Origin of the sequence: Salinisphaera sp. Q1T1-3 (assembly GCF_003602005.1) — a bacterium.
Classification (GTDB): domain Bacteria; phylum Pseudomonadota; class Gammaproteobacteria; order Nevskiales; family Salinisphaeraceae; genus Salinisphaera.
The window spans coordinates 1-21480 of sequence record NZ_QZWD01000008.1; the positions used below are offsets into that span (position 1 = coordinate 1).

The window sequence follows — 21480 nt, forward strand, 5'->3', positions numbered from 1 at the left end:
CCCCAGAGGCCGAACCAATCCAAGGCGAATCAAGCGGCGTACGAAAGACTATTTGTCGCGAAAAGGCGATGAACCGCTCAATCGAAGGCCGGATTATTCCGTGCGAATCGTAAAGTGAACGGCATTGGGTCTGTCCCCTAAAGTACGGCAGCTTTCTGTTAGCGCTTTTTACTATTTTGCCTAACTTTAAACCTCATAATGAGCAAATTTTGCGCACCCAATACAACATGCCAGCACTCTCTTAAGGTCATACTAGAAAAGAAGAAAAGAATTCCTACAATAGATCGATATGGCCACAGCTCTCGCTCAGTCGGCCAAAATTTGTCGAATAGCCCCAGTCCAGCCAAAGTCCAAAGAACAAGCGTAATTAGGATACATAAAATAGCCGCTTGAAAAGCAAATACATATTCCTCATAGCCGCCTCTGCTGAAATTCGACACATCTTCAATTTCAGATGTCTGTAGCAGTGCTTGCGCATTGCCACCCCAAGCGAAGCTTAGCCCTATAAAGACGCCTGCTACTGGTAAGAGCAACGTCGTCGCCGCCTGCTGTAGCGATATGGGAAGGGTAGTAGCTAAAAGGCCTCCTATGAACGCGTGCAGTAAGAGCCAGAAATCCCAATATCTATATATCCCAGGATACCTCGCCCCACCGCGAAATAACCACGTCCAGAAGTTGATCATTGACCTTAGCGCCATCTAATTTTTAGGTATGCGTCTCGCATCCTGTCTAAAAACCCCTTCGCATCCTCAACATGATCATCTTCCGCCGGTACTAAAACCGGGTCTCCTCGAATATGACGAGTAACTGTTCTTTGACCTGCCTCGCGACGTATTCGAGCAGAAACATCTTTCCCGGTGGAGGCGACTGAGCGAGTAACGTCCTCGATGACCTCTCGGTCTAAATCGTCACCACGGACAGTGGCTTTTCCTGTCTTGCCTCCGGACGCCTCAAGGTAACGCTCCATTGGCTGATGGAACTCTTCCTGAACATCAAACGGATTCGGCTTGTCGAATTCCACAGAGAAAGAAGTAACGGAATAGGCATCGTATACCTGCTGTAAAAAACCTTCGGGATCCCATATTTCAGAGATTTCAATTCGAAACGAATTGTCTTCAACCATTGGCTGATGATTTAAGAGTTTGCTCATATTCCGCGCAATACCCTTAGGCGATGGCGCTAGCCTTGCCTTTGGCAATATTCCGATAACGCTTAATTTCGAATCGTAGAACGCCGTCGTAAAAGGAGCTTCTTCGTCATCGACCGCAAGAAAATCGCCGGAACTCTCATCGTATAGTTCCTTGCTAGTTTTCGTTGTACGCCCGATAGCAAATAACAGTCCTGTTTCGTCAACTTGACTTATGTTTCCGATGTGCCAGACGTATCCTTTACGGAGCTCGCCATCAGGTTTTCCGTGTATAAGCGACCAAAGAAAGGCGGATCGCGAATCATATGACCGAAACAACGCGCCTTGTTCTATTTCGATGACCTTTATTCGGAATAGCCAAAGGTTTTTCATCAATCCCCCGATGCTACCGTTAACGCCAAAGCTCAGTTGCCGCCGGAGAAGCCGAAGCTGCGGAGACAACCCGAATCGCGGCAGCGCTTTGGGCAGTCAACTGCAGCGATTTGTTGGGCATCAAGGTTGGAGCCAATCGCGATCAGGACGAGCGAGCTGCCTCGCGTTGTTATAAGCCATGTCAAGCGTAAAACAGGTAGATGCTCTATAGAATGCGCCATGGTCTTCCACCACAAGGGCAAGATCCGCAATAGAGGGCCTGCTTAGGCAAAGAGGCAACAGAAGCTGAACCTTTCCTCGATAGTATTGAGGCACCGCAGTCTTGTAATTCCTACGCGCGCGTTCTCTAGCATTATCAATCGCACCTTTCAAAAAGGTTTGCAACTGATAGGTTTCCATTTGATTATAAGGCTTGGGAAAACGTTCTTTATTATCTTGAATTATATGCTCCACGTTTGCCCGTAGCTCTTTCCGAACATCAAGAACTAGGTTTTTTGGATCGTCGAAATAATGGGCCATTTCTGGCAGCGCGGAAAATCGAGTAAGTTCATGCTCGCCCTTTCTTTTCCATCCTGTGAAATGCCAAGGTTCTTCTCTCCCTTCGAGTCTATTTTGCGTGCAATACATGAATATTGGCTCTTGGCTATCTGTGACCAACCCGATGTTCATAGCTATTGAGCGACCGTCGTCCGCTACTGACACTTTTTCTTCTTCAGCAAGCCGCCGATACGTAAAACGCAGATAGTTGTATAACACCGGATGTGCGTGATGTTCCGCGGCATGCCGATATTCCCAGTCCTCAGTCTCGGCAAGCTCCGCTAGCTCGTTCAGTCGATCCCCTAGGTGGGGAATGAACACAAGGTCGAAGAGCTCTTCTGGAAAAGTCTGATTCACTAACAATTATCCTTTCACTTGTTTTGCGGCCCAACGCCAAGTAGACGAAATATATCTAATACTAGATATATAACCATCCATATCTATATATCTCCGACGATTCGATCAATCAGTCCGAGTTTTTCGGCTGTGCCATACGCGACAACCCAGGCCTTTTCTTCCGGCCGCCATCGGCCGCCGCGTTGTCTTACGGTTTCACGTAGCGCGCTTTCCGCGTAGCCGATACGTAGCAGCACGGGTTCATCGGCAGCGCGTGCCATCCGATGCGATTCTCGGCTGCCGGACGGGTGCCACGGTCTCGTCTCTTCGATGCGTTCGACGGTCTTGTATCGCGTGCCGGTTGCAGCGTCGTATCGGTCACGAACACGGATCAGCCGGTCGCCGTATTTCTGGACGAGCGCCTTGGTGCCGTTCTGGCCGGGCTGCAGGTTGAGTCGCGTGTCCAAGAGCGTCCCCAACGTCTTGATGATTCGACGTTAGCGAACACGGCAGTTTCGTCAAGCCGCCGGCGTTGGTCGCGCGTGTTTGGCGCCACTATCTCGTTCTGTGTGCTCTTTTTATTTTCCGACCGCGTTTGTCATACGGATCGTCGGTTCGTACGTGGTATGCGCAGCCAATTGTTCGACCGTTACCGATGTATTGCCTGTTGTGCCGAAGGGAGCGGACACGGCTTGATTGGCGCGGCCGCCGGTCATTGAGGTTTCGCTCGGCGCGTAGTCGCCATGCAACCCCGGTAACGGCGCGTGCCTGCGAGCGGGTTCATCCGCAGGCCGGCACCGTGGGGGCGGCGCCTGTTGCGTAGCGTGCCCGGCAACCGAATACGCCGGGCAGCAAGGCCAGACCGGCAAATACGGCTACGGCGACCTGGAGCGACACGTGCCCCATGAGGGCACCGAAGAGCGGCGCGCCGACGGTTTGCCCGACAGCGATCGTGAGAAAACCGATCATCAAGCCGGTACCCGGACGCGTCGGCAGTGCGGCGGTGCCCCAGACGAGGTAGACGCCCGTGAGCATGACGTAGGCCATGCCGAACAGCGCGCCGCCGGCCAGCGACAGCATGGGCGTGGTGAAGCCGAACCCGGTCAGGCCGAGGCCGCCGGCCAGTGCGAGCAGAAACAGCCGGTGGGTGGTGTTGATACCGAGGCGCTCGGTCAGCCAGCCGGCGGCGGCGCCCAGCACGCCCGCGCCCCCGATGGCGATCCAAAGCAGGCCCGCGCCGGTGGTCGACCAGTCGAGACGCTGGTGGACGATTTCGCCGCCAAACGACCAGAGCGCCGTGCTGGCAGCGCCCATGAGCAACGCCGCGCCCACCAGCTGCCAGAGGTTCGGGTTGAACGCCGGCATGGCGTGCTCGGCCTGCCCCGCCGAAGACACCGCATGCCTGGGTAGGGCCAGGAATGCGGCGGCCGCGAGTGCGAATGCCACGGCAGCGAATACCGCGAACACGATGCGCCAGTCGTGGCCGGCGACGAGTGCCACCGGCCCGGAAAGCGCCACACCGGCGCTGGTACCGGCATTGATCGCGGTATTGGTGGCGTCCTGTTTCGGCGCGGGGACGGCCCGGGCCACGGCATCGGCCATCGGCGGCGAGGCCAGACCGGTGCTGGCCCCGGCTATCAGCACGAAGCCGGCCAGCCAGAGCGCCGAAGGCGCGAGTGCCATGCCGGTCATGCCCGCGCCGGCCACGAGTGCGGCGACAACCGCCACGGTGCGCGGGCCGAGGCGTTCCGACAGCCGGGCCGAGACGATGATCGCGACACAGTAGGCTGCGAACGCACCGCCAGAGACCACGCCGGCGAGTGTGGCCGAAAAGGCCAGATCGGCGCGCATCCCCGGCAGGAAGAGCCCGAAGGCGAACCGGGCGAAGCCGTAGCACACGGCAATGAGACCGAACCCGGTGGCACCGATACGCAGCGTGGATGTCATGACGACCGCCCTCTTTCGATGAGATGCACAGCACAGGCCCCGGCGGCCTCGATCACGGCCGGGCCGCGATAGGTGGCGGCCGTCGTGGCACCTTCGAACAACGCCAGAAGCTGGTCGGTGAGTGTGGGATCGGCCGCACCGGTCTCCTGCCTCACCAGCGCGGCAAGACGCGCGTGCAGCTGGGCGTGATAGGCCGCCACCGCGGCCTCGATTTCCGGGACGGCGCCGCCGGTTTCGGCGCGCAGGCGGAAGAACAGACAGCCGCGGGCGCCTTCACGCCGGGCCCAGAGCGCCACGGAGTCGAAAAGCGCGCGTGTGCTCGTGAAATCCGCGTGCGCGAAGAACCGGTCACCACGCGCGGCGAGTACCCGTGCCATGAGCGCGTTCTTGCTGCCCACATGTTTGTAGACCGTCCGGCTCGACAGCCCGCTTTCCTCGACGAGACGGCCCATGCCGGTGGCATGGAACCCGTCCTGATCGAACAGGCGTTCGGCTGTGGCCAGGAGGTTTGTATCGATATCCATGGGTCCAATGTAAAACGATCATTTTACATTGGCAAGTCACTCTGCCCGTCGCGATCACGACCGCGCCTCGTCCGCGCCGAAAAAAACGAGCGGAAAGCGTGTCGTCAGGCAATGGGCCGCCGCACCGGCGGCCCAGCGGTGGCAGAAGGCAAGGCATGACGAGTGTGGCGTGGCCATGCCACGTGAACGGGCGATCACGCGGGATTATTGCCGCCTGGTCGCTGGCCCTCGAGGTTGTCCCCGCCGGCGGCGCCACGCGCGGCGGCCTGCGCCTTGCCTGACACCACTGGCGGGGCAATGCGGCGGTCTATCTCCTGACGACGCTCGCCCAGCCCGCCTGATACAAACCGCGGGTTCAGTACTGGTGATGACTCTCCTGCAGGCCGTAGACCGGCGTCGGGATGCCCTCCATCCGTGCCTTGAGCTGCAGCGCCAGGTAGTGCGAGTAGTGGCGGGACTGGGCCAGATTGCCGCCGTGGAACCACAGGCCGTTCTGTTGGGTGGGTTTCCACATGTTGCGTTGTTCGCCCTCCCAGGGGCCGGGGTCCTTGGGTGTATCGGAGCCCAGGCCCCAGACCTTGCCGACCGTGTCGGCCACATCCTGCGAGATGAGATCCGCTGCCCAGCCGTTCATGGAACCGTACCCGGTGGCATAGATGACGACATCGGCCGGCAATTCCCGCCCGTCTTCGAGCACGACGCTGTGCTCGGTCAGGGCCTTCACCCGGGAACCGCTGGCCAGCTTGATCCGGCCGTCGATGATGAGCTGCGAAGCTCCGACATCAATGTAATAGCCCGACGCCCGGCGCAGATATTTCATGAACAGGCCCGAGTCATCGGGCCCGAAGTCGAGCATGAAACCAGCGTCCTCGAGCTGCTGATAGAACTCGGCATCCTCTTCGCGGATGGTGTCGAACGCCGGTTTCTGGAAGTCGGCCAGCAATGCATAGGGGATGGAGGCGAACAGCAGGTCGGCTTTCTCGGTGGTGATGCCGTTGGCCAATGCCTCTTCCGAGTACAACGGGCCCAGCGCGTGTTTCATCAGGGATTCGGAGCGGCTGATGTGGGTCGAGGACCGCTGGACCATGGTGACGTCCACATCGTTTTCGGCCAGCGCGGCACAGATGTCGTGGGCCGAGTTGTTGGAGCCGATGACCACCACGCGCTTGCCGGCCATGCCGTCCGGGCCGGGGTGTTCCGAGGAATGCTGCTGGATGCCGGCAAAGCGTTCCTGGCCGGGGAAGCTCGGCACATTGGCCTTGGCCGACATGCCGGTGGCCAGCACCAGCTGTTTCGGCTGCAGCGTGATCTCGCGGCCATCCCGCTCGACGACCACGGTCCAGGTCTGGCTGGCTTCGTCGTAGCGGGCCTGCTTGCACTCGGTGGCGCCCCAGAAGTTCAGCTCCATGACCTTCGCGTACATTTCCAGCCAGTCGCCGATCTTGTCCTTGGGGGCGAACACCGGCCAGTTCTCGGGGAATTTGATATAGGGCAGATGGTCGTACCAGACCGGGTCGTGCAGGCACAGCGACTTGTAGCGCTGGCGCCAGGAATCGCCCGGGCGTGCGTTCTTCTCGACGATCAACGCAGGGACGCCGTGCTGGCGTAGCCGGGCGCCGAGCGCGATGCCGCCCTGCCCGCCACCGATGATGAGCACATACGGCTGGGTGCTCACGCCCAGTTCGGCCAGCTCGGCCTCGCGTTCTTCGGCCCAGGTGGGCTCGCCCTGGTGCGCGCCGTGCTTGGCGCCCATCGGGCGGGTATCGCCCCTGGGCTCTTCATGGCCCTTGAGCTCGTGCATGGTGGTGAGCAGCGTCCAGATCAGGCCGTCCTTCAAGCGGATATAGCCATACCCCCGGGCCAGGCTCGTGTCGAATTCGATGAAACCTTCGGTGATGCCGTCAGCGTGGGTGGCGGGCTCGTTGTCGTCCACGGTCCAGTCGCCCGGCTGCACGTCGTCGAGACGGGCGTCGAGCATGTCGCGGATCCGGGCCTTGCCTTCGACGGTCTTCAGGTTCCAGGTGAAGGCGAGGAAATCGCGCCAGTAGCAGTCGTCGACGAACAACGACAGCGCGTCGTCGATATGGCGATTGGCCAGCGCCCGGTTCAGGGCGGACAGCACATTCTGGATCTTGGTGCCGGCTGCGGTATCGAGCATGGGGTTCTCCTCTTTTGTCATCGCGTCGTGCGCGCTTTGCGGGCCGTTTCGTGACGGCCTATGCGTTATATAGATCGATCAGGATCTTGAGCTGGTCGCCGGCCGGGTCCATGAGCGCATCGAAACCACCGCCGATGGCGTCGTCCAGCGAGACGGTCTTGGTCACGATGCGCTCGGCCGGAATCTGGCCGGATTCGATCAGGCGGGCGACGCGGGGCCAGTAATGGGTCGGGTAGGCCCAGGACCCACGCACGTCGACATCCTTGAAGGTCACGTCGAACCAGTTGAGCGGGTTCTCGCCGGGATGCAGCCCGGTCTGCACGATCACGCCCTGCTTGCGCACGGCATCCAGCCCGGCCTTGAGCGCGTGTTCGTTGCCGGCACATTCGATGGCGATGTCGCAGCCGACGTGTCCTTCGGTGGCATCGCGAATCGTATCGCCCACCTGGGTCTCGGCCGGGTTGATCGGGATCACGCCCGGCACGGCATCCCGGGCGAGCTGGAGGCGTGTGGCGTTGACGTCCGAGATGAACAACTGCGTGGCGCCGGCCGCCCGCGCGGCCATCAGGGCGAGAATGCCGATCGGTCCGGCGCCGGTGACGAGCACGCTGTTGCCGGCCGCAACGCCGGCCCGATCACAGGCATAGACCGCGACCGCCGTCGGCTCGATGAGCGCGGCCTGGCGGTCGGTCAACGCCGCCGGGATCGGCTGGACATTGTAATCGTAGACGAGCGCGGCTTCGGCCATGCCGCCGGATTGCCAGCCCAGGCCAACCAGCGTGAGCTGCGAACTCAGGTGAAACAGCCCCCGCTCGGCGTAATAGTCGCCCACGCGTGGCATCAGCAGCGGCTGAATGGAGACCCGATCGCCGGGGCTGGTGTGGGTCACGTCCTTGCCAACGGCAGTCACCACCCCGCCGAATTCGTGGCCGAGGATCTGCGGCGCCGTCGCCCCGGTGTACGGATGCGGCGCGGTCGGCACGAACACCGGCCCATAGGCGTATTCGTGCAGATCCGTGCCGCAGATACCGGCAAACCGGTTGGATACGACGACCTGATCCGGGCCCGGTTCGCCGGGCTCGGCCACGTCCTCGATACGTAGATCGCCGGCGGCATGGAATCGCAATGCTTTCATGATGTGTTCTCTTTTGCGTGGCGTGGCGTGGCCCGTGACTCAGAGCGAGAACCCGCCATCGACAGCCATGGCCTGCCCCGTGACATGCTCGGCCGAGGCGAGATAGACCACGGCCTGGCCCATGTCTTCCGGCGTCTGTGCCACGCCCTGTGGCAGCAATGTCTGCTGATGACGCGCCCAGGATTCTTCCTCGGTTTCATCGCCCTGTTTCCAGCGCGCCGCCAGACCGGACTCGCCGCGCCACATGCCGGTACCGACAATGCCCGGGCACAACGCGTTGACCGTGATGCCCTGGCTGCCCACTTCCTTGGCCAAGGCGTTGGTAAAACCGATCACCGCGAATTTGGAAGCGCTGTAGTGCGTCAGATCCGGCAAGCCGACCTTGCCCGCGATCGAGGCGATGTTGACGATGCGGCCGTGGCCACGCGGGCGCATCGCCGCGACTTCGGCCTGCGCACAGAGAAAGACGCCCTTGGCGTTGACCGCCATGATGCGATCCCAGTCCGCTTCGGTGAGCTCGTCGATGGACTGGATGCTGATGACGCCGGCGTTGTTGACGGCGATATCCAGCGGCCCGAGATCGGCCTCGGCCGATTCGATCAGGGCCGTCACGCTTTCGGATGATGTGACATCGACGGTCAGCGCGATGCTCCGACGGCCCGTCTCGCGGACCAGGCTCGCCGTTTCCTCGGCGATCGATTGTGAAATATCGGCGACCGCCACATCGGCGCCGGCCTCGGCCAGGGCCAGTGCGATACCGCGACCGATACCGCGACCGCCGCCGGTGACGAGTGCTGTCTTGTCGTCCAGACGCATATGCTTGCCTCTCTCGCAGGTCATGCCGGCTCCCATTCATGGCCGGTAATTACCGGCAAGGCAAGGCACGTGCCGGGCTATTAAAAGCTTTTAATTCATATATTTGACGTAACCGGAACGCCGTCATGCCGCGCTCGCTGCAACAGTCGATGCCACAGGTGCCGCAGCCGATACGACGGATGTCGACCGAGCGCGCTGGTACCGGGTCGGTCGATGTATGAACACGGCCCGCGGGCGCGGGCCCCCGACCGTGTATCGACGAGGTCAAGGCCTGTTATGAACCCGGCATAAAAATAGATGATTTTTCGGGTTGATAACGCGCGTGTGCGAAAGCACGCGCGCCACGGCCCAAGGCCGTGAAACCACTGAAAATAAAAAGACGGACAAGGGCCGGCGTTTCTTTCGATGGCGTTGAAAACAGCGGACGTCGTCAGCTGTTTTGGTGCCGGATTAATAACACGTCGCCCGTGACCGCGTTGCCGCCCAAAAACCGGCCAGGCAAGGCACATGGCGCCGGCCTTGCTCACTCCACGTTTCAAGCCGTGCAACGCCGCATGGCCGGTTTTTAGGCGCAATCCGGCGTTGTCGTTCGCGACGCCAGAATGACGGCCGTACGCACCCGATGCCTTGTCTTGCAACAAAATGATCCCGGCTCGGCGCACGCGCGGCGTGTTAACAGGCCCTGATCGGCGCCGGTAACGGCGTTCAGTGTGTGCGCAGTCGCTTCAGGCGGCGATGAACGGTCGTGCGATCCACGCCCAGACGGCGTGCCAGCGCAGAGACATTGCCATCGCAATCGGCCAGCTGGGCTTCCAGGCCTTTTGGCCCGGTGAGCCCGCCGACGTCTTCCGGCAGATCCTCTGCCGTGATGGTCGGCGGATCACACAATGCGGCCGCGGCGGCGAGCGCGTTGCGCAACTCGCGTATGTTGCCCGGCCAGGCGTGGTCTGCGATGCGTCGCCGCGCCGGCTGGCTTAAAACATAGGTCTCGCCATGCTCGGTGGCGATTTGGTCGAGCAGCGCATCGCACAGTCCGGGCAGATCGCTGCGCTGACGCAGGGGCGGTAACTCGAGACGTGCGGCGTTGAGCCGGTAGTACAGATCTTCGCGAAAATCACCGCTGGCAACGCGTTCAGCAAGCGGTGCATGGGTGGCGGAAATCAGCCGGATATCCACCGGACGTGCCTCGAGCGCACCGACCGGCGTGACGCAGCGCTCGGCCAGGACACGCAGCAGCCGGCTTTGCAGGGCCAGCGGCATATCGCCGATCTCGTCCAGAAACAACGTTCCGCCATGAGCGCCTTCGATAAGACCGCGCTTGCCGTTGCGCGCTGCGCCGGTGAACGCGCCCGGCGCGTAACCGAACAACTCGGACTCGATCAGATGCTCGGGCACGGCCGCGCAGTTGACGGCCACGAACGGCCCGGGCGCGTCGTGCACCTCATGGATCGCGCGCGCCAGCACTTCCTTGCCGGTGCCGGTCTCGCCCTGGATGAGAACCGTGAGGTTGCGACGCGCAAATCGCGCTGCCCGGTGGACGAGACATCTGAGCCGGTCATCATCCCCGGCAATGCGGGCCAGGGACGCCGGTATGTCGTCGTCGGCGTGCGGGCCGGCCTTACGCGCCGGTTTCGGCCTGGTCCGGGCGACCCGCCGGGCCGGCGGCTCGGCGCTGGCGAACAGTCGCGGCTGGCCGCCCGCGAACAGGATACGGTCGCGGGCCGCTGCCCCGCGCCGGTAGGCATCGAGCATGTCGGCATCAAGATCGAACAGATCCGTGATCGGCTGGCCGATGAAAGCGCGGCCGGGTTGTGTCGTCAGGCCGAGCCGTTGAGAGAGTGCACCGAAGGCGGCATGTGTCATGCCCTGGATGATGCCGTTGCCATCGACGGCGATCGCGGCCTCCGGATCGCTGTCGATGAACTCGGGCGAGCGCGAGACCCGCAGTACCCACTGCCCGGCCGCCCGGCTCATCAAGTGCGCCAACTCGATCCGCCGTGCCGTGGCCACGACGAGATGATGGGCCAGCTGCTGGCTCGAGCGCGGCGTCGCTGAACGCAGCTGCGAGATATCGACCACGGCCACCAGTTCACCGAGCGTGTCGAAGATCGGCGCGGCCGAGCATGTCAGTGCGATATGCGCCGGGTCGAAATGATCATCCTGATGCACCGTGATGGGCGCACCGCCGACCAAGGCCGCGCCGACCGCACAGGTGCCGGCCCGGGCTTCGGCCCAGTCGGCGCCCAGATACAACCCGGCCTGACGCAACGCCGGATCCAGCTTCGGGTTGCGGTAATGGGCCACGGATACGCCGCGGGCATCGGAAAGCAGCAACACATAGTCGTGCCCGGCGACCTGTTCGTAGAGATGCTGTAGCGCGGCGCTGCTGATGCGGATCAGCTCTTCGGCCTGCTGCTGATGCTCGCGCAGCACCGGCGCGGTGACGATGTGCGCCTGGCCGCGGCTGCTCGGGTCGAGCCGGTAGTCGTTCAGACACCGCAGCCAGGAGTCCACGACCAGCGGTTCGCGATCACAGGACTGGCCCGCGGCGACGCGCTCGATTTCGTTGATATGGGCGCTGATTGCCGACATACCGCTCCTCCAGGTACGAACATACGCACTTGCAGAACCGCCCGCGTACTCGACGATAGTCGGCTGCCGAGAACCCGGCCAGGGCCTGTTAACACGCCCCGCGTGCGCCGCGCCGGCGCGCATTTTTTGCAAGATAAGGCATCGGGCGCGTACGGCCGTCATTCTGGCGTCTCGAACGACAACGCCGGATTGCAGAAAAATGGCCGCCGTCCCATCGGGTTGCGTGCGAAGTGTTGACAGGCCCTAGCCCGCATCAAGAACAGCGTCCACGACGGGCCCGGACGGTCGATCCGGCATCGATGGTGCCGAGCCGCACTCGATAATCCATGCGCGCGCCGGGCGCGCGTATCGATCGATCGCGCGGTCCTGGACAGCGTCCCGACCCATGCCACCGGACCGCGAACAGGGCCCGCGATGCCGCGGATCGACGCGCCGGCGCCCATGAGTCCGCGGCCGGCAAACGCTTGTCTTACGACTATCGGAGGAGACGCGCCCATACCACACAACAACCGGAATTACGCTGCGCCATGAACCGCGTCACACCGCGCCGCGTGCCCGATCCGGCCTGTGTCATGCCAGGTCTCCCGCTGTCTGTTTAGACAAAAGTCCATGTTGAACATACATATCCAATGTTTGACATTTCGCGACAACAGACATGACGCCTTCAAGCCGACGCATCGGCAACGCACTGACACAGGAGAGTACATGGCCGTCACCGCGACGAACGCCGGCACTGCCAAGCCCGGGGATCGATCCATCATTTACATTATCGGCGCGATTGCCGCGCTGGCCGGGCTATTGTTCGGCATGGATATCGGGGTCATCTCGGGCGCCTTGCCCTTTATCGAGAAAGCATTCCAGATCAGCGACTTCACCCAGGAGATCATTGTCAGTTCGATGATGTTCGGGGCGGCCTTCGGCGCGGCTTTCAGCGGTTGGCTGTCACGACGCTTCGGTCGCAAGAGCACGCTCGGCGTCTCGGGCGCGGTCTTCGTCGTCGGGGCCCTGGCCTCGGCCATAGCCTGGTCGCCGGAAGCCCTGATCTTCGCGCGAATCGTGCTCGGTCTGGCGGTGGGTATTTCGTCCTACATCGCGCCGGTGTATCTGTCCGAAATCGCACCGGAGCGTATCCGCGGCACGCTGATCTCGTTCTATCAGCTGATGATCATGGGCGGCATTCTGCTGGCCTATCTCGTCAACGCGGTCTTCAGCTATTCGGGCGGCTGGCGCTGGATGCTCGGCGTGATCGCGATCCCCGGCGTGCTGATGGTGCTCGGCATGCTGGTCCTGCCGCGCAGCCCGCGCTGGCTGACGAACAGCCGTCGCGAGGACGAGGCACGCGACGTGCTGATGCGCCTGCGCGGCGGCGACGCCGACAGCGTGGATGCCGAGATGTCGCGCATCCGTGAAGCCAGTCGTATCAAGCGCGCCGGCTGGCATCTGTTCCGCGAGAACCGCAATTTTCGTCGTTCGGTGGGGCTTGGCATGCTGCTCCAGTTCATGCAGCAGTTCACCGGCGCCAACGTGATTCTCTACTACGCGCCGCGGATTCTGGAACTGGCCGGCTATGCCAGTGCCACCGAACAGCTCTGGGGCACGGTGCTGATCGGCCTCGTCATGACTCTGGCCACCATTTTCGCCATCGTCTATGTCGACCGACTCGGCCGCAAGCCACTGCTGTATATCGGGTTCGCGGTCATGGGCACCTGCATGGTGCTGCTCGGCGTGCTCTATGCCCACGGCCTCGACGGCGCCTTCACCAAGTATTTCGCGCTCAGCCTGCTCGGCGCGTTCGTGATCAGTTATGCGATGTCGGCGGCGCCGATGGTCTGGATTCTGTGTTCCGAGATCCAGCCGCTGCAGGGCCGTGAATTCGGCGTGGCCTGTTCGACGGTGACCAACTGGGTCGCGAACATGATCATCGGGGCCACGTTCCTGAGCCTGCTCAATGGGCTGGGTAATGCGCCGACCTTCTGGCTGTATGCCGGTCTGAACTTCGTATTCATCATCTTCACCCTGGCGTTGATTCCCGAGACCAAGGGCATCTCGCTCGAAAACATCGAAAAGAACCTGATGAGCGGCCGACCGCTGCGAACGATCGGCCAGTAAAACCCAGAAAAAGAAGCGGCCTGCCACGACAGGCCGCAGGCCGATGGCCCCGGTCATCGGCCGTTTCCATGCACGCTTCGGAGGAGATACAGCGTGTCCAAGCAAGCGATCAGCCGCCGGGAGAAACTCGGCTTCGGCATGGGCGATGCCGCGAACAATATGTCGTTCGCGGCGGTCGTCATGTATCTGTCCTATTTCTATACCAATATCTACGGCATCTCGCCGGCTGCGGTCGGCACGATCTTCATCGCGATGCGCGCCGTTGATGCGATCACCGACCCGATCATGGGCATGATCGCCGACCGCACGCGGACCCGCTGGGGGCGTTTCCGGCCCTATCTACTCTGGATGTCCGCACCGCTGACCGTCAGCTGCATTCTGATGTTCACCACGCCGGACTGGGGCAACACGGCTAAGATCGTCTACGCCGCGGCCACCTATTGTGTGATGTCGCTGCTGTATACGGCGGTCAATATTCCGTATGTCGCGCTGGGCAGCGTGATCACCGACGACAACCAGGAACGCGTGTCCTGTCAGTCGTACCGGTTCGTGATGGTCGGCATCGTCTATATCTTTCTGACCACCTGTGTCCTGCCGCTGACGAAGTTCTTCGGTGGCGGCGACGATGCCACCGGCTTCCAGATCACCATGACCGGCGTCAGCGTCATCGCGCTCGGCATGTTCCTGTTCTGCTTCGCCAATACCCGCGAACGGATCGTGCCCACACACGACAACCGCCGTTCGTTCTTCGCATCACTGGCCAGCGTGGCCCGCAATCGTCAGTGGCTGATCATTCTGGCGATCACCTTCTTCGAGGCGCTCCAGTTCTTCGTGCGCAACGGCGCGGCCATCTATTACGGCCAGTACGTGATGGGGCTGGATACGACAGCGGTCTCGGTATTCCTGACTGTCGGCGTGGTGGCCAGCATCCTCGGTACGGCCAGTTCCGGCTTCTTCACCCGCTATCTGCAGAAGAAATGGGTGTTCTGTTATGCCTCGGTGCTGGTCGCGGTCTTTTCCGCGGCGCTGTATTTCGCCACCGGTACCAATGTCTGGCTGATGGGCGGGCTGTTCATGGCCATCAACTATCTGCACGGCATCGGCGCGCCGATTTCCTGGGCGATGATGTCCGATGCCGACGACTACGGCGAATGGCAGAGCGGCGAGAAGAATACCGGCACCACGATCGCCGGCAATCTGTTCTTCCTCAAGCTCGCGCTGGCGATCAGCGGCGGCATCACCGGCTTTCTGCTCTCGGCCGGCGACTACCAGGCCGAGGCCGCCCAGCAGAGCGACGCCGCGTTGTTCGTGATCGTGATCCTGCTGACCCTGATCCCGGCGTTGATCAACCTGCTGCTGGCACTGGCCATCGCCGTGTTCCGGGTCGACGACCACATGGTCGCGCGGATACGAAACGAGCTGAACACCGATACCGGCTCGACCACCGACACGCGCGATCCCGAGCCACAGGGCAGCCGTTGATCCACGGCCGCCCGCTCAACTTCCATCGAGGACATTCGTCATGAAAGCCCAAGTCACGGCGCACCCGCAGTTCACCCGCGCCCGTATTGATGATCGTCTCTACGGCGCCTTCATCGAACATCTCGGCCGCGCGGTCTACGGCGGCATCTATGAACCGGGCCACCCGCAGGCCAACGCGGCCGGTTTCCGGACCGACGTGCTCGAACTGGTGCGTGAGATCGGCGCGCCGATCGTGCGGTATCCGGGCGGCAACTTCGTCTCGGCCTATAACTGGGAGGACGGCATCGGCCCGGTCGAGCAGCGCCCCACCCGGCTCGATCTGGCCTGGCATACGCGTGAGTCCAACGAGGTCGGCATCCACGAGTTCGCCGACTGGTGTGACGCCGCCAACATCGAGATGATGCTGGCGGTCAACCTGGGCTCGCGGGGCATCGATGCCGCCCGCAATTTCGTCGAATACGTCAATCACCCCGGCGGCAGCTACTGGAGCGATGCCCGCATCGCCAACGGCCGGGCCGAACCCTGGGACGTCAAGCTCTGGTGTCTGGGCAACGAAATGGACGGCCCATGGCAGATCGGCCACAAGACCGCCGACGAATACGGTCATCTCGCCAACGAGACCGCCAAGGCACTACGCGCCTTCGACCCGTCGCTGGAACTGGTGGCCTGTGGCTCGTCCAACGCCGAGATGCCGACCTACCCCGAGTGGGAGGCCAAGGTGCTGGATCGCTGCTACGAGGCGGTGGACTACATCTCGCTGCATATATACTTCACCAACTATGCCGACAACCTGCGCGACTATCTCGCCCTGTCCGAGAAGATGGACCGCTACATCGGCGCCATCGCCGGGGTGATCGATTACATCCGGGCCAAGAAACGCTCGCGGCACCGGGTCGCGATCTGTTTCGACGAATGGAACGTCTGGTATCACAGCACCGAGCAGGACAAGCAGGTGCTGGAGGGCAGCGACTGGCCGTTCGCCCCGCCGCTGCTGGAAGACGTCTACAACTTCGAGGATGCCCTGCTCATCGGCTGCGTGCTCAACACCCTCATCCGGCGCGCGGACCGCGTTAAGATCGCCTGCATCGCCCAGCTGGTCAATGTCATCGCCCCGATCATGACCGAGACCGGCGGTGCGGTGTGGCGACAGACCATCTTCTATCCCTATCTGTTCGCGGCCCGCTACGGCCGCGGCATGGTGCTGGACCTGGCGGTCGACGTCGCGCGCTATGACACCACTGATGAGGCCGGCGTACCGCTGCTGGATATCACCGGCGTACACGACCCACAGACCGGTGCCGTCACGTTGTTCGCGATCAATCGATCGCCCGACGACGCGCTGGATCTCGATGTCGATCTCACCGGATTTCGCGATGCCGCGATCGTCTCGCACCAGACGCTCGCCCATACCGATCCGAAGGCCGCGAACACCGCGACCCGCCCGAACGAAGTCGCGCCCCGAAATGGCGACGGTCTGGTCTGCGACCAAGGTCGGCTGAAGGGCCGCCTCGATGCCTTGACCTACCACTGCATTCGCCTGGAAACCACAACCGTTTCAGACCGATAGCGCCTGCCCGCCGACCGCGCCCGCGGGCGCGGTCGGGGCTTAACACCAAAGTCTATGTTGAACATATGCCGGGCGTGTCCGACATTGGCCTCGAGATCAAGGGGGTCTGAATGAGCCATGCCGTGGACAACATATCCCAGGGTGATACCCACGCGCCGCGGGCCGAGCGGCACCACCCGAGACGCCGTCTCATCGCGCCAGGCCAGGCCGTCGCATCGGCCACGGCGACGCCCCGGGCGCGAACGACGCGACCTTCGTCGACAGCCGGTCGACGGCCGGCACCGGCATCTCCCGTGACCCGGCATTCATCCCGTTTTCACGGCGTCCCGTTCCGTGCCATCGCAAATGTCGAGCAGGTCACGGTGTCGATGAAAACAACGGATGCCCACAACAACTGATCCGTGACCGGAACAACGACAGCGCTCTCGCTTACGACGAGGGCCATCAAGAAGAAACACAGAGGGAGGAGATCATGACCAGCACATCCGACAGCCATCATTCCCTGCGCGGACTGGGCGCCGCGGCCGCCCTGGCCGGCACGCTCATTGTCGGACCGGCCAGTGCGGCCGCCGCGAACGACGCGTCGACCGATCGCAGCGCCGGCGACAACGCCGCCCCGCATCTGGCGGTCAGCGAAAGCGATTTCGACAAGACACCGAACGGACAACAGATCGCGCGCTACCACCTGACCAACCGTAACGGCATGGCGGTCGACATCATCACGTTCGGCGCGCGTATCCAGTCGATCACGGTTCCGGACGAAAACGGCAAGCAAGCCGATGTCGCGCTCGGTTTCGATAACGTCAAGGATTACATCGACAACCAGAGCGTCTATTTCGGCGCGATCATCGGCCGCTACGGCAACCGGATCGCAGGCGGGACATTCAAGCTCGACGGCAAGACCTACAACCTGCCGAAAAACAACGGGCCGAACACGCTGCACGGTGGCACGCAGGGCTTTGACCAGAAGGTCTGGGCAGCCAGCCCCATCGACACCGGCAACGCGGTCGGCGTGGAGCTCACCCATTTCTCGCCCGACGGGACCATGGGGTTCCCAGGCAATCTCGCGGTCACGGTCCGCTACACGCTGGACAATAACAACGACCTGCGCATCCGCTATTCGGCGGTCTCGGACAAGGACACGGTCATCAACCTGACCAACCATGTCTATTTCAATCTGGCCGGAGCCGGCAGTGGCGACGTGCTCGACCAGGTCGCCATGATCAACGCCGATCAGTTCACGCCGATCGACAAGACCCTGATCCCCACCGGGAAACTGAAACCGGTCAAGGGCACGCCGCTGGATTTCATTACACCGACGCCGATCGGCAAGAACATCCATGCCGACAACCAGCAGCTGAAGTACGCCGAACCGAAACAAGGCGGCTATGACTTCAACTGGGTGCTCAACACGAAAGGCAATATCGACGATCTGGCAGCACGCGTGACCGATCCGAAGTCCGGCCGCACGGTGGAAATGTATACCGACCAACCGGGCGTGCAGTTCTATACCTCGAACTTCCTCGATGGCTCCCTGAAGGGCGCCCACGGCAACACGCTCGGGCACTGGGGCGGCTTCACGCTCGAGGCACAGCACTACCCGGATTCGCCGAACCAGCCAGATTTCCCGTCAACGACGCTCAAGGCCGGCGAGAAATACACGCAGACGACCGTCTACCGGTTCTTGCCCGAATAACGGCGAAAGCTCGCCTATAAACGGCCGCCCGACGGCCAATACGAACGAGGAGAACAGATCATGACGACCTACGACGACGAAGGCGCGACCAACCACGGCACTGCGGATGCCCAGGGCATCGATACCGGCCGCCGAAGTCTCATGCAACGGGCGCTGGGCGGCGGCGCAGCCCTGTCGCTCGGCGCCCTGGGCGGCGGTCTCGGCATGGCCGGCCCGGCGATGGCCGCGGGCGGCGATTTCCCGCCGAAACACCCGAACTGGCGCTTCGTTTTCATCAACCACGTGACCACGAACCCGTTCTTCGTACCGACACAGTACGGGGCCAAGGATGCCTGTTCGGCCTTCGGCTGCTCGTTCCAGTGGGCCGGATCGCAGAAATCGGTCGCCAGCGAGATGGTCAACGCGATGAACGCGGCCATCACGTCCAAGGTAGATGGCATCGCCATCGCCCTGGTCGACCAGCACGCCTTCAATGCACCCGTCGAACGTGCTCTCGAGGCGGGTATTCCCGTGGTCGCCTATAACGCCGATGTGTCCGACAACGCGCGTCTGGGCTATGTCGGCCAGGATCTCTACCTCGCCGGCAAGGCGCTCGGCCAGCGCATCGCCAGTCTCGTGGACTCGGGCGACGTGGTCGGCTTCATCGCCACCCCCGGCCAGCTCAACATCCAGCCACGTCTGGACGGCGCGCGGGATGCGATCAAGGAATCCGGCAAGAACATCAATTTCCATGCCGTGGCCAGCGGGCCGACCATCAACGAGGAATTCTCGCGCATCGAGGCCTATTACGTCGGCCACCAGGATGTGAAAGGCATGTTCGCGGTCGATGCCGGTTCCACCGAAGGCGTGGCCAAGACGATGGCCAAGCACGGTCTGCACAAGAAAGGCGTGCGGGCCGGCGGGTTCGACATGCTCCCGGGCACCCTGGATGCGATCAAGGCCGGCGATCTGGATTTCACGATCGACCAGCAGCCGTATCTACAGGGCTTCTACACCGTCAGCGAGCTGTTTCTCTACAAGCTGTCCGGCGGCCTGACCGGCCCGGCGAACATCAACACCGGCCTGAAGTTCGTGACCAAGGACACCGTCGATGTCTATCTGGCCTCGAAGAGCCGCTTCGAGGGCAACGCCCGCGATCAGAAGATCATCGATCGCTCCGGCCCGATCGCAACGAGTTAAACCATGGCGACATCTTCATCCGATTCGACCGCCGGGCTGGCCAGCCGGCTTGGCGGTCTCGCCCTGAGGCGTCGCGAGGCCAGCATTTTCATTGCCGGCTGTCTGCTGGTGATCTATTTCCAGATCACCACCGATGTCTTCGTCTCCGGGGCCAATGTCTCGACGCTGGTCCAGTACGCCGGGGCCACCGCGGTCCTGGCGGCCGGTGAAGTGATGGTGCTGATCTGCGGCGAGCTGGATCTGTCGATCGGCATGGTCTATGCGCTGTCGCCGTTTCTGATGTTCTATGCCAACGAGGCAGGCGTGCCGATGGCGCTCGCGATCATCCTGGCCCTGGCCGGGGCCGGCGTGGTCGGTCTGATCAATGGGTTGGTGACCACCTGGCTGAAACTACCCTCGTTCGTCACCACCTTGGGCATGCTGTTTCTGATCAACGGTTTCACCCTGGTCATTTCAGGCGGCTTTCCGGTCCAGCCGCAGGCCGGCGAGATCTTCACGGCCGTCATGGGTGGCTCGGCCACGGCGATGGTCATCTGGGCAGTCCTGATCGCCGTGATACTGCAGTTCGTGCTGACCCGCACCCGCTGGGGACTTCATACCATCGCGATCGGCGGCAATCTCTCGGGCGCGACCGAGGCCGGTATCAAGGTCAAGACGCTCAAGATCCGCAACTTCATGCTCTGCAGCATGCTCGCGGGCTTCGGCGGCATTCTCGATACCTTCCGCATCGGCTCCATCGACCCGCTGGCCGGCGGTAACGAGATCATGTTCATGGCGATCGCCTCGGCGGTGATCGGCGGCACGCTGCTCACCGGCGGCGTGGGCACCATCATCGGCGCCCTGTTCGGCGCGATCGTGCTGGCCATCCTCAAGGACGGGTTCACGCTGTCCGGCGTGTCGGCCTATACCTTCGACATGATCCTCGGGGCGGCCATCCTGGTGACCATGACCATCAACGTGCATCTGAACCAGCTGCGCGAAAAAGGACGGGTATGACCATGTCCACGACACAACACAGCACCACCGACAACGATCTGGTCCGGCTCGAGCACGTCAGCAAGCGCTTCGGCCCAGTCGAGCCGCTCAAGGACATCAACCTGCGCGTCGGCCACGGCGAGGTCCTCGGGCTGCTCGGCAACAACGGCGCCGGCAAGTCCACGCTGATGAAGATCCTATGCGGATTCCATCCGGCCAGCGACGGCACGATGTATTTCGAGGGCAAACCGGTGAACCTGCGCTCGGTCACCCATGCCCGCCAGCTCGGCATCGACTGTGTCTATCAGGACCTGGCTCTGGTCAACGAACTCAACGTCTACCACAACATGTTCCTGCAACGGGAACCGGTGCACGGCGGGCCGCTCGGCATCCTCAACAACAAGCGGATGAAGGCCGATGCTGAGCGACATCTGGCCGACATGGGGGTCAATATCCCCTCGGTGGACGTCGAGATCGCCAAGCTCTCCGGCGGCCAGCGCCAGGCGATCGCGGTGGCCCGCTCGGTCTACTCGAACGCACGGCTGCTGCTGCTCGACGAACCGACTGCCGCCATGGGCGCCAAGGAAGGCGCGATGATTCTCAACGTCATCAAGCGTCTGCGCGAACGCGGCGATGTTTCGGTGATCATCATCGCGCACAACTATGCCCAGATCTTCGATGTGTGCGACCGCATCAACCTCCTGCGCGAGGGCGAGATCGTCTTCGACCGAGCCACATCCGATACGTCGGTCCAGGAGCTGACCGATATCGTGGTCAACGAATACCGCGCGGCGACCGAAGCCGAAGCATGACGACGACGCATGCGCACACCGCCGCGCCCGGCCACCCGGGCGCGGTTGTCGGCACCGGCGGGCTTTGGAAGAATGGCGCGGCTTTCCCAGCCGCCA

The 21480-nt window shown here is 62.3% G+C and carries 17 protein-coding genes; 7 read left to right on the forward strand and 10 right to left on the reverse strand.

Annotation, left to right across the window (positions count from 1 at the left end):
- Window positions 1–158: 158 nt before the first annotated feature.
- The 10 genes from D3260_RS17260 to D3260_RS08930 form a co-directional block, all read right to left on the reverse strand.
- Window positions 159–683, reverse strand: coding sequence for a hypothetical protein (locus D3260_RS17260; protein WP_147418149.1), 525 nt, complete (start codon window positions 681–683; stop codon window positions 159–161).
- Window positions 684–688: 5 nt separating this feature from the next.
- On the reverse strand, window positions 689–1519 hold the full coding sequence (locus D3260_RS17265) for a hypothetical protein (RefSeq protein ID WP_147418150.1): 831 nt from the start codon (window positions 1517–1519) through the stop codon (window positions 689–691).
- 120 nt (window positions 1520–1639) lie between these two features.
- Window positions 1640–2413 carry a DUF3825 domain-containing protein gene (locus tag D3260_RS08895; RefSeq protein ID WP_158583473.1) on the reverse strand — a complete coding sequence of 258 codons (774 nt, stop codon included), beginning with the start codon at window positions 2411–2413 and terminating at the stop codon, window positions 1640–1642.
- Window positions 2414–2496: 83 nt separating this feature from the next.
- Window positions 2497–2859, reverse strand: coding sequence for a hypothetical protein (locus tag D3260_RS08900; protein ID WP_120098250.1), 363 nt, complete (start codon window positions 2857–2859; stop codon window positions 2497–2499).
- Window positions 2860–3172: 313 nt separating this feature from the next.
- Entirely contained in the window at window positions 3173–4339 is a 1167-nt protein-coding gene (locus D3260_RS08905) for an MFS transporter (RefSeq protein WP_120098251.1), read from the reverse strand.
- Window positions 4336–4863 (reverse strand): TetR/AcrR family transcriptional regulator, encoded by a 528-nt coding sequence (locus D3260_RS08910; protein WP_120098252.1) that lies wholly within the window; start codon window positions 4861–4863, stop codon window positions 4336–4338. Before D3260_RS08910 ends, D3260_RS08905 begins: the two co-directional genes overlap by 4 nt.
- 355 nt (window positions 4864–5218) lie before the next feature.
- Window positions 5219–7021, reverse strand: coding sequence for an NAD(P)/FAD-dependent oxidoreductase (locus D3260_RS08915; protein ID WP_120098253.1), 1803 nt, complete (start codon window positions 7019–7021; stop codon window positions 5219–5221).
- 58 nt (window positions 7022–7079) lie between these two features.
- The gene (locus tag D3260_RS08920) at window positions 7080–8156 is read right to left on the reverse strand and encodes a 2,3-butanediol dehydrogenase (RefSeq protein ID WP_120098254.1); all 1077 of its coding nucleotides are present in this window, start codon (window positions 8154–8156) and stop codon (window positions 7080–7082) included.
- A 39-nt stretch (window positions 8157–8195) separates the two neighbouring features.
- Window positions 8196–8996, reverse strand: a complete 801-nt coding sequence (locus D3260_RS08925) for an SDR family NAD(P)-dependent oxidoreductase (RefSeq protein WP_233544017.1) — start codon at window positions 8994–8996, stop codon at window positions 8196–8198.
- Between the two features lie 681 nt (window positions 8997–9677).
- Window positions 9678–11564 carry a sigma-54-dependent Fis family transcriptional regulator gene (locus tag D3260_RS08930; protein ID WP_120098255.1) on the reverse strand — a complete coding sequence of 629 codons (1887 nt, stop codon included), beginning with the start codon at window positions 11562–11564 and terminating at the stop codon, window positions 9678–9680.
- Between the two features lie 705 nt (window positions 11565–12269).
- On the opposite strand from D3260_RS08930, the gene D3260_RS08935 reads away from it, so the two are divergent.
- The 7 genes from D3260_RS08935 (at window position 12270) to D3260_RS08970 (ending at window position 21384) form a co-directional block, all read left to right on the forward strand.
- Window positions 12270–13673: a sugar porter family MFS transporter gene (locus D3260_RS08935; protein ID WP_120098256.1), complete on the forward strand. Its 1404-nt coding sequence runs from the start codon at window positions 12270–12272 to the stop codon at window positions 13671–13673.
- Window positions 13674–13766: 93 nt separating this feature from the next.
- A complete protein-coding gene (locus tag D3260_RS08940) occupies window positions 13767–15155 on the forward strand; it encodes an MFS transporter (RefSeq protein WP_120098257.1) in 1389 nt (462 codons plus the stop codon).
- A 40-nt stretch (window positions 15156–15195) separates the two neighbouring features.
- Window positions 15196–16722, forward strand: coding sequence for an alpha-N-arabinofuranosidase (locus tag D3260_RS08945; RefSeq protein ID WP_120098258.1), 1527 nt, complete (start codon window positions 15196–15198; stop codon window positions 16720–16722).
- 472 nt (window positions 16723–17194) lie between these two features.
- Entirely contained in the window at window positions 17195–18418 is a 1224-nt protein-coding gene (locus tag D3260_RS08955; RefSeq protein ID WP_120098260.1) for an aldose epimerase family protein, read from the forward strand.
- A gap of 141 nt (window positions 18419–18559) precedes the next feature.
- Complete coding sequence (locus D3260_RS08960; RefSeq protein WP_370456287.1) at window positions 18560–19597, forward strand: sugar ABC transporter substrate-binding protein; 1038 nt, start codon at window positions 18560–18562, stop codon at window positions 19595–19597.
- 3 nt (window positions 19598–19600) lie between these two features.
- Entirely contained in the window at window positions 19601–20593 is a 993-nt protein-coding gene (locus D3260_RS08965; protein ID WP_120098262.1) for an ABC transporter permease, read from the forward strand.
- A 2-nt stretch (window positions 20594–20595) separates the two neighbouring features.
- Window positions 20596–21384 (forward strand): ATP-binding cassette domain-containing protein, encoded by a 789-nt coding sequence (locus D3260_RS08970; RefSeq protein WP_120098398.1) that lies wholly within the window; start codon window positions 20596–20598, stop codon window positions 21382–21384.
- Window positions 21385–21480: the final 96 nt, after the last annotated feature.